12 protein-coding genes, 12 tRNA genes, 1 rRNA gene and 1 pseudogene are annotated in these 14,060 nt (G+C 39.2%); 23 read left to right on the forward strand and 3 right to left on the reverse strand.

The annotated features are described in order from the left end of the window. From O0550_RS00005 to O0550_RS00070, 14 genes are all read left to right on the forward strand, one after another. Nucleotides 1-203 (forward strand): 23S ribosomal RNA (locus O0550_RS00005); the annotation flags it as partial. A 57-nt stretch (nt 204-260) separates the two neighbouring features. Next, a tRNA-Asn gene (locus O0550_RS00010) sits at nt 261-335 on the forward strand. Nucleotides 336-338: 3 nt separating this feature from the next. Next, nucleotides 339-431 (forward strand) — tRNA-Ser (locus O0550_RS00015). 6 nt (nt 432-437) lie between these two features. Continuing rightward, nucleotides 438-514, forward strand: a tRNA-Glu gene (locus tag O0550_RS00020). A 7-nt stretch (nt 515-521) separates the two neighbouring features. After that, a tRNA-Val gene (locus tag O0550_RS00025) sits at nt 522-597 on the forward strand. 17 nt (nt 598-614) lie between these two features. Next, nucleotides 615-691: transfer RNA gene (locus O0550_RS00030), tRNA-Met, on the forward strand. Nucleotides 692-697: 6 nt separating this feature from the next. After that, a tRNA-Asp gene (locus O0550_RS00035) sits at nt 698-774 on the forward strand. Nucleotides 775-804: 30 nt separating this feature from the next. After that, a tRNA-Phe gene (locus tag O0550_RS00040) sits at nt 805-877 on the forward strand. A 12-nt stretch (nt 878-889) separates the two neighbouring features. Further along, nucleotides 890-963, forward strand: a tRNA-Trp gene (locus O0550_RS00045). 16 nt (nt 964-979) lie between these two features. After that, nucleotides 980-1,055, forward strand: a tRNA-His gene (locus O0550_RS00050). Nucleotides 1,056-1,063: 8 nt separating this feature from the next. Continuing rightward, nucleotides 1,064-1,139 (forward strand) — tRNA-Gly (locus O0550_RS00055). 5 nt (nt 1,140-1,144) lie between these two features. Then, nucleotides 1,145-1,218, forward strand: a tRNA-Cys gene (locus O0550_RS00060). Between the two features lie 114 nt (nt 1,219-1,332). Beyond that, nucleotides 1,333-1,415: transfer RNA gene (locus O0550_RS00065), tRNA-Leu, on the forward strand. A 141-nt stretch (nt 1,416-1,556) separates the two neighbouring features. Next, nucleotides 1,557-2,894, forward strand: coding sequence for a purine/pyrimidine permease (locus O0550_RS00070; protein ID WP_163246349.1), 1,338 nt, complete (start codon nt 1,557-1,559; stop codon nt 2,892-2,894). A 19-nt stretch (nt 2,895-2,913) separates the two neighbouring features. On the opposite strand, the gene O0550_RS00075 is transcribed toward O0550_RS00070, so the two are convergent. Beyond that, nucleotides 2,914-3,588 (reverse strand): B3/B4 domain-containing protein, encoded by a 675-nt coding sequence (locus O0550_RS00075; RefSeq protein WP_258425362.1) that lies wholly within the window; start codon nt 3,586-3,588, stop codon nt 2,914-2,916. A 289-nt stretch (nt 3,589-3,877) separates the two neighbouring features. On the opposite strand from O0550_RS00075, the gene rnhA reads away from it, so the two are divergent. The 7 genes and pseudogenes from rnhA to O0550_RS00110 form a co-directional block, all read left to right on the forward strand. Then, on the forward strand, nt 3,878-4,312 hold the full coding sequence (rnhA, locus tag O0550_RS00080; protein ID WP_258425363.1) for a ribonuclease HI: 435 nt from the start codon (nt 3,878-3,880) through the stop codon (nt 4,310-4,312). Next, on the forward strand, nt 4,309-5,490 hold the full coding sequence (gene queG / locus O0550_RS00085; RefSeq protein WP_258425364.1) for a tRNA epoxyqueuosine(34) reductase QueG: 1,182 nt from the start codon (nt 4,309-4,311) through the stop codon (nt 5,488-5,490). Before rnhA ends, queG begins: the two co-directional genes overlap by 4 nt. Before the next feature lie 59 nt (nt 5,491-5,549). After that, the gene (locus tag O0550_RS00090) at nt 5,550-6,071 is read left to right on the forward strand and encodes a methylated-DNA--[protein]-cysteine S-methyltransferase (protein ID WP_003335383.1); all 522 of its coding nucleotides are present in this window, start codon (nt 5,550-5,552) and stop codon (nt 6,069-6,071) included. A gap of 174 nt (nt 6,072-6,245) precedes the next feature. Continuing rightward, nucleotides 6,246-7,277: an amidase domain-containing protein gene (locus tag O0550_RS00095; protein ID WP_003335382.1), complete on the forward strand. Its 1,032-nt coding sequence runs from the start codon at nt 6,246-6,248 to the stop codon at nt 7,275-7,277. Between the two features lie 252 nt (nt 7,278-7,529). Further along, complete coding sequence (locus tag O0550_RS00100) at nt 7,530-8,003, forward strand: tRNA (cytidine(34)-2'-O)-methyltransferase (RefSeq protein ID WP_003335381.1); 474 nt, start codon at nt 7,530-7,532, stop codon at nt 8,001-8,003. 59 nt (nt 8,004-8,062) lie between these two features. Beyond that, nucleotides 8,063-8,794, forward strand: coding sequence for an HAD family hydrolase (locus O0550_RS00105; protein ID WP_258425365.1), 732 nt, complete (start codon nt 8,063-8,065; stop codon nt 8,792-8,794). 1,100 nt (nt 8,795-9,894) lie between these two features. After that, nucleotides 9,895-10,332, forward strand: a pseudogene (locus tag O0550_RS00110) (protein prkA); the annotation flags it as partial. A gap of 23 nt (nt 10,333-10,355) precedes the next feature. Here the strand turns inward: O0550_RS00110 and O0550_RS00115 are convergent. Beyond that, entirely contained in the window at nt 10,356-11,816 is a 1,461-nt protein-coding gene (locus tag O0550_RS00115) for a recombinase family protein (RefSeq protein WP_309304364.1), read from the reverse strand. A gap of 155 nt (nt 11,817-11,971) precedes the next feature. On the opposite strand from O0550_RS00115, the gene O0550_RS00120 reads away from it, so the two are divergent. Then, complete coding sequence (locus tag O0550_RS00120; protein WP_161555160.1) at nt 11,972-12,064, forward strand: putative holin-like toxin; 93 nt, start codon at nt 11,972-11,974, stop codon at nt 12,062-12,064. A 523-nt stretch (nt 12,065-12,587) separates the two neighbouring features. Beyond that, nucleotides 12,588-13,181 (forward strand): hypothetical protein, encoded by a 594-nt coding sequence (locus O0550_RS00125; RefSeq protein ID WP_157452809.1) that lies wholly within the window; start codon nt 12,588-12,590, stop codon nt 13,179-13,181. Between the two features lie 21 nt (nt 13,182-13,202). Here O0550_RS00125 and O0550_RS00130 read toward each other — a convergent pair whose 3' ends face one another. After that, nucleotides 13,203-13,664 (reverse strand): VanZ family protein, encoded by a 462-nt coding sequence (locus O0550_RS00130; protein WP_258425367.1) that lies wholly within the window; start codon nt 13,662-13,664, stop codon nt 13,203-13,205. Nucleotides 13,665-14,060: the final 396 nt, after the last annotated feature.

Genomic DNA, 14,060 nt, shown 5'->3' on the forward strand with positions numbered 1-14,060 from the left:
GTCACGCCAGTGGCACAGCTGGGTAGCTATGTGCGGACGGGATAAGCGCTGAAAGCATCTAAGCGTGAAGCCCCCTTCAAGATGAGACTTCCCATAGCGCAAGCTAGTAAGACCCCTTATAGACGATGAGGTTGATAGGTTCGGTGTGGAAGTGCAGTAATGCATGGAGCTGACGAATACTAATCGGTCGAGGACTTATCCACATTGCCTTTATGCTGACTTCATTATCTAGTTTTGAAAGAACAATTCTTTCACATTGTTCCTCAGTAGCTCAATGGTGGAGCAACCGGCTGTTAACCGGTAGGCTGGCGGTTCGAGTCCGTCCTGAGGAGCCATATGGATGGATGTCCGAGAGGCCGAAGGAGCACGATTGGAAATCGTGTAGGCGGGGACAACTCGTCTCGTGGGTTCAAATCCCACTCCATCCGCCATAATTTGGCCCGTTGGTGAAGCGGTTTAACACAGCAGCCTTTCACGCTGTCATACAGGGGTTCGAATCCCCTACGGGTCACCATTTATCTGGAGGATTAGCTCAGCTGGGAGAGCATCTGCCTTACAAGCAGAGGGTCGGCGGTTCGATCCCGTCATCCTCCACCATTTTAATATTTTATTGTCGCGGGGTGGAGCAGCTCGGTAGCTCGTCGGGCTCATAACCCGAAGGTCGCAGGTTCAAATCCTGTCCCCGCAACCAAATTATGGAGCTGTGGTGAAGTTGGAGTTCACGCCGGTCTGTCACACCGGAGGTCGCGGGTTCGAGTCCCGTCAGCTCCGCCATTTCTGATTAAGAGTATGGCAAGTATGTTTGGCTCGGTAGCTCAGTCGGTAGAGCAGAGGACTGAAAATCCTCGTGTCGGCGGTTCGATTCCGTCCCGAGCCACCTTTATTATGTAGGGGCATAGTTTAATGGTAGAACAAAAGTCTCCAAAACTTTTGGCGTGGGTTCGATTCCTACTGCCCCTGCCACTATAATGTTAATATGGCGGTCGTGGCGAAGTGGTTAACGCATCGGATTGTGGCTCCGACACTCGTGGGTTCGATTCCCATCGATCGCCCCATTTTTTATGCGGACGTAGCTCAATTGGTAGAGCGTCGCCTTGCCAAGGCGAAGGTCGCGGGTTCGAGACCCGTCGTCCGCTCCATATATGGAGGTATAGCCAAGTGGTAAGGCACGGGTCTGCAAAACCCTCATCCCCGGTTCAAATCCGGGTACCTCCTCCATTTCAAACGATTTGATATTTTTCTACAAGTATTGATAATATATGTTGATTTTTATAGAAAAATATGATAGATTTATAGAGCAATAAATTGAGATGGTTATTTGAAATTGAACATGCCGGTATGGCGGAATTGGCAGACGCGCGCGACTCAAAATCGTGAGGGAAACCGTGGGGGTTCAAGTCCCTCTACCGGCACCATACGTAAAGGAAATGCTTTCTTCAATAGAGAAGAAAGCATTTTTGCTTTTATTACTATATTACTGCTTACAGCGCAGGTTATTTTGGTTCGAAAATAAATTCAGAGTCATTTGATAGGAAGATGGTAAGGGGGAAGACGGTGTGAAGTACGGCTTACATAGTACACCACCTTGGAAGGTAACAATACCAGCAGCTGTGCAGTGGTTTATTGTAACTCTTTCGTGTAGCATTGCAGTGCCTATTGTCATTGGTGAAGCTTATGGTTTAAGCGAAGCCCAAACAGCTTTATTTATTCAACAGACTTTGTTTTATATTGGATTAGCCTCCCTAATCCAGGGTTGGATTGGTCATAGATATCCTATGATGGAGGCACCTGCAGGGTTATGGTGGAGTATTTTTCTTATGTTAGGCCAAATAGGTGTTACAATGGGCTTAGCCCCAATGGAAATAGGACAATCCTTCCAGGTTGGGATGGTCATCTCGGGTTTAATCTTTTTAATTTTAGGCTTCACCAAGTCTATAAGTAAATTGCAGAAGCTTTTTACCCCTGCTGTAACCGGGACCTATATGATTTTACTAGCAATATCACTAGCTAGTAATTTTATTAAAGGGATGCTAGGAGTAGGGTATCATGGTTCAACTACTGTACTTCCTAGTATTGCCTTAGCCTCTATTGTTATTATTATGATTGTGTTACTATGTCAAAAAATAAAAGCTGTTGCTAGCTTTGCAGTATTAATCGGAATGTTAGCAGGTTGGGGAACATATGCTTTAATGGGCTGGACAGATCCTATTAGAGAATCATCGAGTTTGATAGCTTTACCCCGGTTGTTTTTCTGGGGACCGTTTCATTGGGATCTAGGGATTGTAATAACATGTGTACTTACAACTCTAATTCTTTTAACTAATTTAATAACTAGCATTGCAGTAATTGGTGAAACAACGGAAGAAAAGGCGGAAAAGAGACACTTTGATAAAGGTGGAGTATTTACCGGTGTGTCCCATCTAATATCTGGATTGGCAGGGGTTGTAGGAATGATACCACTCACACTTGCTGCGGCGTTTATACAAACGACAAGGATTGCATCTAGATTACCCTTTATTTTAGCTATGTCTTTCATGATGATAATTGGGCTTCTTCCTTCTATTTCTAATATACTAGCAACCTTGCCAACACCAGTTGCCTATGCAGCTATGTTTGTTGCGTATGCCCAAATCCTAGGATTTGGTTTACGAGATTTTAAAAGAATTCCTTTTAATGAACGAACGATTATTGTGGTAGGTTGTTCTTTATTATTGGGATTAGGTATCATGTTTGTTGCTCCTGATGCGTGGCGAACTCTGCATCCTATGCTGAGTTTCTTATGTAGTAATGGACTCCTAGTGGGTGTGCTATTAGTTTTGTTATTAGAACATGTTATTTACCCTAATCGTGCGGTACAAACTGTAGAGACAAAAAAAGACGAATCTGCTTCCTAGGCAATTCGTCTTTTTTGATTTACTTTGTTGAAATAATGGCGGATTCAACAATGTCACCGCCATTGATCTCGATCATCATTCTAGCTGAGGAACCAATTATTTTTTCCTGTTCGTTTGGTGAAATATTTGGTGGAATAAAGATGATCTGTATGAGCTCTGTGCTGTCAGTTGTTACACTGGTTCGGAGAGAATCAACAATAGGGCTACCAAATGCTCCATTCTCATCAGCTAAGATTATTTTTCCGTTCATAGTAACGTCACGTCCATTTAGAGCTGAATAAACATCATTTTCTGTACCTAATTGACAACGTATTGGAAGTTGTAGCTTGTGAACATCATATAAACCAAAAGGAAGAAAATGCGTAATTGATAAAAAGTTATTTACATCGACTGCGGAATTTACCCAATGAAAGGGGTTTCCTTGTAGAATTCGGCGCAGTAACGCCTCAGAAGAAGGGCGGTATCGACTAGGATCGATACCTAATGCTTTAAACCCTGCACGCCAGTAGCTTAGATTAGGGATATTCTTCATGCTTTCAAGAGAATGCTCTATACGCAGAGATTCAATAAAATAATTCATGCGACCCATTAGCATTTTGGGAGAGCTAGAGAGGGACATTCCCGAATAATGAATCATTCCCAAAGAAAAATCAGGAAGCTTCTCTAACAGATTAGAATCAATGTTTATGTACATGAAAAATGCTCCTTTCAAATACAAAATTATAAAATAGTATATCACTCTTTAGAAATATATAAAATTCCGTCAGCACTATAAGCTTTTTAGTACATGTTCAAACGACATACAGCATGTTTAATCAGATCATGGAAAAGCCAATAACAAACATGGGAATAAAGGGGAAATCATTTGTTTTTACGTAACAGATCACGTAACATGAGGGAAGAGATTTCAGTGAAATATTTTTGTAGAGGGCTCTGTCCTTTTATACAATAGAAATAGAAACCAAGGAGGGAACGGAACGACGATGAAGGAAGTAACAATTTATACGGACGGAGCATGCTCGGGTAATCCTGGTCCAGGTGGCTGGGGAGCGGTTCTGTTTTATGGTGAACATAAAAAAGAGATGTCCGGATCAGCTGAGCAAACGACAAATAATCGAATGGAATTGCAGGCTGTTATCGAAGCTTTAAAGGTTCTTAAGGAGCCCTGCAAGGTTACGATATATAGCGATAGTGCCTATGTTGTAAACTGTTTTCAACAGCGGTGGCATGTGGGCTGGGTGCAGCGAGGATGGAAAAATAGCAAAAACCAACCTGTGGAGAATCAGGAGCTATGGAAAGAGCTTCTGTCACTCATGGAAACTCATCAGGTTAGCTATGTAAAAGTAAAGGGCCATGCTGACAATGAATGGAATAATCGTTGCGACGAATTGGCCACAGGAGCGATTAAACACCGGTGAAGCCATCTCTAGACACAGCATATTGGCAACAAATAAAAGAAACCATTCAACGCTATGCAGCAGAAATAGGCATTGATAAAATAGGATTTACCTCAGCAGATCCCTTTTTAGAATTAAAAGACAGACTGATCGTGCATCGTGAAAAAGGATATGAGTCAGGTTTTGAAGAGAAGGACATTGATAAGCGGGTGTATCCTGAGCTTACTCTTGAGGGGGCACGTTCGATCATCGCTATTGCTATTGCCTATCCCTCCAAGATGACCAATTTTCCCAAATCAGAACCTGAGGCGTATAGAGGAATTTTAGCCCGCTCTGCATGGGGGGGAGATTATCATCACATTCTACGTGATAAATTGAACCAACTTGCCGATTTTATTCAAACATTGGAATCAGAAGTACGTTTAGAATCTATGGTAGATACAGGTGTCCTGTCTGATCGAGCTGTAGCTGAAAGAGCGGGAATAGGATGGGTAGGGAAAAATTGTTCCATTATTACCCCAGAATTCGGTTCTTATGTCTATCTAGGCGAGATGATCACGAACCTACCGTTACCATCCGATCAGCCAATAGAGGATCAGTGTGGAGACTGTACGCTTTGTTTGGATACTTGCCCAACGCAGGCCTTAGTTCAAGGTGGGCAACTAAATTCACAGAGATGTGTAGCGTTTCTTACTCAAGTGAAGGACGAAATACCAGAGGAATTCCGTGAAAAAATAGGCAATAGATTATATGGTTGTGATACCTGTCAGACGGTATGCCCTAAAAATAAAGGGATGAACTTTACACATCACCCAGAAACTTTACCAGATCCAGAGCTAGTTAAACCTTTGCTAAAGCCCCTACTTACAATTGGAAATAAGGAATTTAAAGCAAGGTTTGGAAAATCAGCAGCAGCTTGGCGCGGTAAAAAGCCTATACAAAGAAATGCCATTTTGGGTTTAGCACATTTTAGAGATAAGTCAGCAATTCCAGATCTAATCGAGCTTTTGAATAAAGATTTACGTCCCGTTATCCGAGGAACCTCTGCGTGGGCATTAGGACGAATTGGTGGAGAGTTAGTAGTGAAAGCATTGGAACTAGCCAATCTCAAGGAACAAGATGAGTCTGTTTTGCAAGAGATACAAAAAGCATTAAAAAAGCTAGAAGGAAAAAACGTGACAGCGAACAATAATACCTAGAAGGTTGCTTCCGTAATATCTAGCACATAACAATGCTAAATATAAAGGAGAGAGTAAGGATGAATGTATTGTATTACTCTTATATGGATGCACCTATTGGGGGATTGATTTTAGTTACGAATCAAATTGGTGTTTGTTATATCCAATTTGGACAAGATGAGGAAAGCATGCTTGCCGTCCAAAGCTGGGCAAAAAAATGGCAATATACCTTAGCAGATCGTCCTACACCAGAAAAACACCATGAGCTCCACCAACAATTGCGGGATTATTTCCAAGGAAAACGTAAAACCTTTACTTTCCCTATAGACTTGCATGGAACAGTGTTTCAGAAAAAGGTTTGGAATGCATTACTTACGATTCCTTACGGTGAGACACGCTCATATAAAGAAATTGCTTGTTTTATTGGTTCAGATAAGGCAGTAAGAGCAGTAGGAGGGGCTAACAACAAAAATCCGGTCTCGTTACTTGTTCCATGCCATCGAGTAATTGGAGCGGATGGATCTTTGGTCGGCTATGGTGGAGGGCTATCCATTAAGGAACAATTACTTTCTTTAGAAGGGGTATTACCGATTGATAAATAACAGAAACAATGTTATAGGTTTACTAGCTGAATGCTGTGAGGATTGCATACTCATGGGTCAAGGCTCTTAACCATATAATTAGCAATAGATGCTAGTTGCCCGATTAAGAATGCTATACGTTGAAAATGCTTGATCGGAAGCGTACATCCCGAAATGGAAGGGAGCATACGTAATATGGTGGGAGAAGCTTGGAGAACTGAGGTAAACCAATATCTCGAAGAAATAGATAAGGCACTTCTAAGCCTGAATTTTTCTATTTTGCCCCAACAAATGAAACTTACGGAAGAAACAAAGAAAGCGATTAGGTATTGGCAGGAAGCTTGGCTTCAATGGAGGAATGGACAATACGATCCCGAAAGCTGGTCATTGCATGCGGTTCATACAAAGCTAACACCTATTTATGAGGCAGCGTGCTCTTCAAATGTTATAGTATCAGGACTTCTCCATAGGAGAATTTATTACAGACCGACTCCATCTGCCCCTCTTGAGTTTTATGAAATACAGACCAACGAACAGATAAAATTAATCTCTGATGACGGAAGCCTGTGGAAATTCGAACAGGTGTGGGGGATGCCAATGCCGTTATTTCATGGCAATGATTCTGATTTGGCAAATTCCATGAACAATAATCAAGAGCAGGGTAGTTCCTCACATAATAGTTTGCCTAATGATGTAGTGAATTCAAAAATCCATCCTGTTGTTCTATCCTATCGTTATAATCGGGAAGCTGCTGTTGCTTATGCAAATACGTATTGGGAAACTCCTAACCCGGCATATCCTTATTTTCAGGATGATTGTACCAACTTTATTTCTCAATGCTTGCATGCAGGTGGAATTCCTATGATATTTACTAATAGTAGGGCCAAAGGATGGTGGTATCGTCATCGGAAAGAGGGATGGAGTTTTAGTTGGGCCATTGCAAATAGTCTAGAATCATTGTTGGCAAAAGGAGGGGCTCCTTTTTATGCTCAACAAAGGGAATCTCCGCAGGAATTGGAACTCGGCGATATCATTTGTTATGATTTTACTGGGGATGGGAGATGGGATCATAATACAATTGTCGTAGCAAAGGATGAGCAGGGATTTCCGTTAGTGAATGCGCACACGTTTAATGCGCAGTATCGCTATTGGGAGTATTTAGATTCTACAGCTTATACACCTGCTATTAAGTATCGCTTCTTTCATGTGATGGCCATCGATAATTAAAACATTACTTTGTATGTTGTTACAGCAAAGGTTCAGATAAGAAAAACCTAAAAAAGTGCTTTTTTATCAAATAATTTGGTACTTACAAAATCACTAAGAATGGTCAAGAACCCTAAAGAGTAGTTTGCTTCTTTTGAATTGGGGGGAAGCTGTTCTTTAGGGTTTTCTTTCTAAAAGCTTTTTTCAAGCATATCGGAATTATCTTTTTTACGATAAGATGATAATGAGTTTGTTAGAGGAGAGATAGCGTCTATGTCTTTACACATCGTACTACATGAACCATTAATTCCAGCCAATACAGGGAATATTGCCAGAACTTGCGCAGCTACTGGTGTTCATTTGCATCTTATACGTCCACTTGGCTTTTCAACTGACGACAAGGCTCTGAAACGAGCGGGATTGGATTATTGGCATGCAGTAAATATCAGCTACTACGATAATTTTGATCATTTCGCCCAAGTTCATGAGCATAAAACAGATCGTTTTTTCTTTGTAGAGACAAATGGGACAAGGTCTTATAGCGATATCGCTTTTCAACCTGGCGATTTTATTATCTTGGGTAAAGAAACTAGTGGCATTCCACAAGAAATTATGGACAGATACGATCCTAGTCAAATTGTTCGTATTCCTATGGGAGGCGCAACCAGATCTATGAATTTATCTAATTGTGCAGCCATTGTTACTTTTGAAGGGCTACGGCAGATTGGCTTTCCAGGATTGGATTAAACTAGCTTGTTGTTTTTCTGTAGATAAATATAAGGTAGGGTATTCAAAGGGAGGAAGTTATGTCACAGGCAACTACCGTTTTTTTTGACCTAGATGGAACATTATTAGAGATGCATACTGATCAATTCGTGGAGAACTATCTAAAAGAGTTAGCTAAGTTTGTAGGGGATGCCTTTGAATCAAAGCAATTGATTAGTTGGCTATGGGATTCAACAAAAGCAATGATTATTAATAAGGAAGCAGATAAAACAAACGAACAGATATTCATTGAGAATTTCGTTAAAAAGAGTGGCACGAAGAAAGAAGATGTATGGCCTATCTTTGAAAAATTTTATGTGGAGCTATTTCCCAATTTATCACACTACACCAATCCATCACCATGGGGGAAAAAATTAGTGGAAGCAGCGAAAGAGGCAGGTTATCGTATTGCTGTTACTACAAACCCTGTTTTTCCAAAAGAAGCTATATACGGGAGATTGGCATGGCTTGAATTAACACCCGAAGATTTTGAATGGGTAACGGTGTATGAGACATCTCATTTCACAAAACCTAATCTGGAGTATTATCGTGAAGTATGTGAGCGTCTACAAGTAGCACCAGAAGATTGCATCATGGTAGGAAATCATATGCAGGAAGACATGGTAGCAAGTCAATTGGGTGTAAAAACATTTTTGGTGACCAATTACATGGAGGATCGTGGGGAGCCTACCTATCAGGTAGACCAACGAGGGACGATTGAGGAATTATATCAAGCAATTATAAATCGTCAGGGTGTTTTTGCTAAAGCTTAGACAATTATTAGTGGAAGTATGAATAAGACTGGGAATGAATAGACAAAGAAAAAAAACAAAGAACAAGCGATTAACAGAAAAATTAAGCTGCCCAAAAAAGGCAGCTTTTTTTATGAAAAATTCTTTCATAGCGCTCGAACTTCATTTAATCTATTTTCTGAAATAATGATAAAATCTTTCTTGGCGTAATAGGGCGGATGTTACTTCTTGACCAGCAATACGCTGATTATTAATTTGACCGTTATAAATTTTTATGGCTTTCACACGAAGGGCTGTCTTCTTTAGAATGATATGAGTCTCCTAATATTGTTAAGCAAGCTAGAGAGTTCAATAAGTTCCTTCTTATATTTACTTACATCGCGTCCAGATTTCTCACCGACTTTAACCACGTCCGAAATCTCCGGATTACCCCCGATAATTTTAGATGGGCATTGCAGTGTAACAAAACCACCGAGTATTTTGGGCAAACCATTATTGCCTTGTTTTGATCAGTATTTTTTCATTTAGCTGTGCCCTACCGTTATAATAGCGATAAGTCCAACTACAAAGGAACTGGCTAGGAACATATCGATTCAGATTTTTTTTGTTTACCTATTAAAAATAACCAGCCCAAGCTCACAGGAAATGTGCCTCGTCTGGTTATCAAAGCGTTAAAATATCTTGAAAAGTATAAGTATTTAGAAGCGTATTAATGCCTAAAAACGAATACAGCCACAGAATCGTACGAACTTCTACTTTACATATTCCAGGTCTTATCTTCGTTATATCCAGCCGTCAAGATGAAGAATAGAAAGACGACGAATACTCCACCAACAATAAACGTACCCATAGAGTAGAGCTCCTTTCTTTACTGTAGTACATCCATTATAACGTAGACTGACTTTTTTGCCTATTGCATGACTTGACAGAATTGTTTCATCTTTTATGAAAACTTCTAACTACTTGAGTGAAACATGATGGGCATATCTGCATACTCATAGGAGAGAACCTAATTTTCGCCTGATATTTTGGGGTTTCTCAAGAATGCTAAAAAATATCGGGACATATATTTGTAAAAATTAATCTACAGTTATTGGCTGGTTTAGGGAGGAGTGACTTGCATGGATATTTTACAAAGAATTGCAGAGCACCGGGCCCGTGAAGAAAAGTTAACGTGGAAAGGCACGTTTGCTGAATATCTTGAGCTTGTCCGCAAACATCCACAGATTGCTCAGACGGCTCATTCACGTGTCTACAACATGATTAAAAGCCATGGGATTGAAGAAAATGAAGATGGTAGCAGGAGTTACAAATTTTTCGGACGTGAAATCTATGGTTTAGATCGTAGTGTTGAGCGACTGGTGGAGGAATACTTCCATTCTGCAGCAAGAAGATTGGACGTAAGAAAAAGAATTCTGTTGCTAATGGGCCCGGTCAGCGGGGGGAAATCAACAATCGTAACGATGCTGAAGCGTGGTTTGGAGGAGTATTCCCGCACAGATGAAGGTGCAATTTATGCGCTAGAAGGATGCCCTATGCAAGAAGAACCGAACCACCTACAAGTAACCCATTAAACAACAAATTATCTTAATTCAAAATTCACTATCTCCACCACAGGAGGTTTTGGATATTTTCCTGACTTTGGAGGTTCAACCATTCTTATCGTGATGCTGCGGAAAATGGCATGCACGGCTGCCTTTTTAGATTCGTCCGAAAGAGTGTTCCAATTGTCCTTAACGCTACTAATCCACATTCTTATTTCTTCCTCATCAGCTCTAACATCCTCAGTTTCTAGCTGTAACAAAAGATCATTTTCTCTTTCCTGCAACTCTGCAATTTTATTCCTATAATCCCCTTTTGCGATGTCTCCATCCACGTATAATTCTTTTATACGTTCCTTTTTCCCTTCGATATGGACAAGTTCATTTTTTATTTGTTCCTTGTCTATTTCCGGTTCCTTTGTAAGGTACTCGTATGTAGAAAAATACATTGTTTCTAAGAAAGCTTTTTCAATTGATTGTTCCGCGATAGCAGGTATGTTGCATATACCTGTGCGAAATCGGCCAGAACATTTGTAGAAACGATGTATTCCACCACTTCTCTTTTTCTTAAACCCTCCAGTAAAAGCTTGTCCGCATTTTTCGCACTTTGCCACACTTGAAAAAGGGTAGTGATTATCGGACCTGAAAGCCATAAAACTACGTTCCTTCATCAACTCTTGTATCTCATCCCACTCATCTTTCGATATCAAAGGATCAAAGTTTTCTTGTTCGTACTTCGCAATTACTGTTTCAGCATTTTTACCTTTTGCTGCGCTCCTGTTATTCCAGCGTACATAACCCGCATATATTGGATTCCTCAGAATGTAGCGCACTGTATAGTCGCTCCAAACCTCACCTTTTCCTGTACGAATTCCTCGACCATTGAGGTCCTTTGCAATATTTTGTGCCCCATTAGTCTTATACTTTTGAAACATATAACGTACCCATACTGCCTCATTTTCATCAATTGTTAAGATGCCATCTTCAAGTTTATATCCATAGGGGGCAGGGCCACCATTTCGTTTCCCTTGCTCGCTTCGATGTAACATGTTATCGAATACGCGCTCTGCAATAGTTTCCCTTTCCCATTGAGCTAAAGTAGCGATTATAGTAATAAACATTCTTCCGGTAGCACTTGTAGTATCAAATACTTCTGTGCAGCTTTTAAACTTGACGTCATACTTATCCATGACCTGTAGGAGGTAATGTAAGTCAGAAACTGAACGAACAAAACGATCCAATTTATAGACCAAGACAACATCTATTTTTTGGTTCTTAATATCTTCTATAAGACGTTTTAGAGCTGGTCTATCCATGTTTTTAGCAGAATAACCTTCGTCCGCATAATTTGCCACTAGTGTCCAGCCTTGGCTCTGTATGAACGCTTTAAGTCGTTCATCTTGTGTCTGGAGTGATACTCCGTCATCGCGTTGCATTTCTGTAGAAACTCGACGATATACGCCAACTCTCAAATGACTATCTCCTTTCGATTTGCTATTCAAATTTATATTATCAGTTTATGACTAATAGTAAAAAATGCAAATTTATCGGTAAAAGGAAAAATTTTCATGCTATAATGGCTAGGTACAATAGAATCGGCTCTCTCAATGGCGATCTTGGCTCATCCCCATGTCACAGTAGCAAGGGGGTGATGCTCATGTCCGTATACGAAGCACTTATGGTAATGTTTGCATTTGGAACATTTATCATTGCTTTAATTGGTCTATTTGTCAAAATGACAAAAAAGTAAGATCGCCATTAAGCCGTAGAAAGCTTGACGATCTTACTTCGTGACTTGAGCCATCCCATTGAGGGATAACTATTGTACAAACCGTAGGTGTTCCCGCACCTGCGGTTTTTTTATTATATGTTGCTTGTATTCTTATAATACCACATTAAGGGAATGAGTAAACAGTATCATTCTACGAACAAGCTAATTAAAGTAGAACATACTAGAACCGCAAGAAATGGAGACAATAAGCTGCTTTTTTCACTTGGCACAATAATATATACCCAATTGAAAAAATATGAGAAAAACGATAATGCTTGGTCTGAAAAAACTCTTCATGTTTTGATCCCCTATATAAAGGCATTTGTAGTAATTGTAATATATTGTAGTTGCTTAAAAGGTACATTTCTTTTGTTTTGTATTAAGAAGTAATGAATGTCAAATCATTAAAAAATTGCTGTATATTGTCAAAATGTTTACAAATATTGTATTGATTGAATATAATTCATTTGAAAAAATATTCTATTTCAAGGGGTTGCTTATTTTGAAAAAGGTCTTTAAAAGTATCGTTGCTTTTTCTTGCTTAGCATCACTTTTAACTATCCCGACAGTCAGCTTTGCATCTGAAGAGAAAACAAGAAGCGAGCTAGAAATAAGCGAAAATAGTATTCGTTTGTCAACTCATATTGCTACAGAAGAAGAATTAGAAAAAGCTAGAGAGGCAAAGGAAAGAGCAGGTGAAGTAGTAGAAGATAAAATTGCTGAATTTGCTAGTTCAGGCAAAGCACTTTTAGAGGAAGTTGCTACAGCATTCTGGCAAATGGACTATAATTTTGATTTTAAATTAAAAAAAGGAGATGTTGCTACAGATAAGTTTGTTTTAGAATCTGATTATAACAGTATATATATTTATACTGATGTAGAAACACCAGATACCGATTTACCTTACTTTACTATGGAGCTTTATCGGGTGAATGGAATTTTCGAGAGTTATATTGGGAAAGTAAAAATGAAATTAAATGGATCTGATTCCGATAAATTTGTAAATATAGGACCAGGTAAATACTATTTCTTATTAAGTAAAGGTAACGATGGTACTAGAGCAGAAGGCCAGATTGTAATCGTTGCTCGAAAATAAATTAAGGAAAAAGCCGGCTGCTTAAAGTTGCAGTCGGCTTTCTTTTTGAGGTTCTTTAGGTTTAAACAAAATTGCAATAAATGAAAACCAGCCCTTAACAAGTACGAATCCAATCATACCACCTATTACATTCAGGATGATATCGTCGATTTCAAAGAAGCCAGCTTGAGTTATTATTTTAACTGAATTTATTAAAAAGCTAAGGATTAGGGTAAACAAAAAAGTTCTTAGCATATTGTTTATAGAACTGAATAACAGAGGTATAAGAATCCCAATAGGAATGTAAAGCAAAATCTTCCCTAGTAATTCATAGCGATTAAAATATTCAAAGTGTGTAAAGAAATCTATGATTTTTTCAAACGGAATCAATCTTATTCCAAAGTAATCGCTATGCAAACGCTCAGTGTTTAGATAAATATACAGTAGATAAAGGGGCAGGAAAAAGAAAAACGTGTTATACAAGATTGTATTCTTTTTAATCATCGTAATAGAATGCCTCCTTAACGTAATTAATTAAAAAACAAATCTTACATATCAGGGAAAGTATACCAAAAAACAAGCGCAATTCCAATTAGAGGGAATAGTTTTATTATAACGTATCATATTTAGATAAATCTATGATACAGAGGGGAAACCTCCTAGAAATAAAAAAAGCGCATCCAAAAAGGTGCGTTTTTTATGTTGCAATCGACTCTAATTACCTTACTCACCTGCGGTCTTTTTTATTATATGTTGCTTGTATTATAATACCATATTAAGGCAACAGATAAACAGTACAAATAATAAGACAATAGGAAAAAATTTCATGCTATAATAGCTAAGTACAATAGAATCGGCTCTCTCAAGGGTGGTAGGCTCACTCCTATTCCAAAAGGAAGG

The organism is Brevibacillus halotolerans (assembly GCF_026891775.1).
Taxonomy (GTDB): Bacteria; Bacillota; Bacilli; order Brevibacillales; family Brevibacillaceae; genus Brevibacillus_B; species Brevibacillus_B halotolerans.

What these genes read in the sequence shown, in the direction of transcription:
- O0550_RS00075 (WP_258425362.1), bottom strand. Translation starts at nt 3,588, where the DNA reads ATGTACATAAACATTGATTCTAATCTGTTAGAGAAGCTTCCTGATTTT.
- rnhA (WP_258425363.1), top strand. Translation starts at nt 3,878, where the DNA reads ATGAAGGAAGTAACAATTTATACGGACGGAGCATGCTCGGGTAATCCT.
- O0550_RS00090 (WP_003335383.1), top strand. Translation starts at nt 5,550, where the DNA reads ATGAATGTATTGTATTACTCTTATATGGATGCACCTATTGGGGGATTG.
- O0550_RS00095 (WP_003335382.1), top strand. Translation starts at nt 6,246, where the DNA reads ATGGTGGGAGAAGCTTGGAGAACTGAGGTAAACCAATATCTCGAAGAA.
- O0550_RS00100 (WP_003335381.1), top strand. Translation starts at nt 7,530, where the DNA reads ATGTCTTTACACATCGTACTACATGAACCATTAATTCCAGCCAATACA.
- O0550_RS00105 (WP_258425365.1), top strand. Translation starts at nt 8,063, where the DNA reads ATGTCACAGGCAACTACCGTTTTTTTTGACCTAGATGGAACATTATTA.
- O0550_RS00120 (WP_161555160.1), top strand. Translation starts at nt 11,972, where the DNA reads ATGTCCGTATACGAAGCACTTATGGTAATGTTTGCATTTGGAACATTT.
- O0550_RS00130 (WP_258425367.1), bottom strand. Translation starts at nt 13,664, where the DNA reads ATGATTAAAAAGAATACAATCTTGTATAACACGTTTTTCTTTTTCCTG.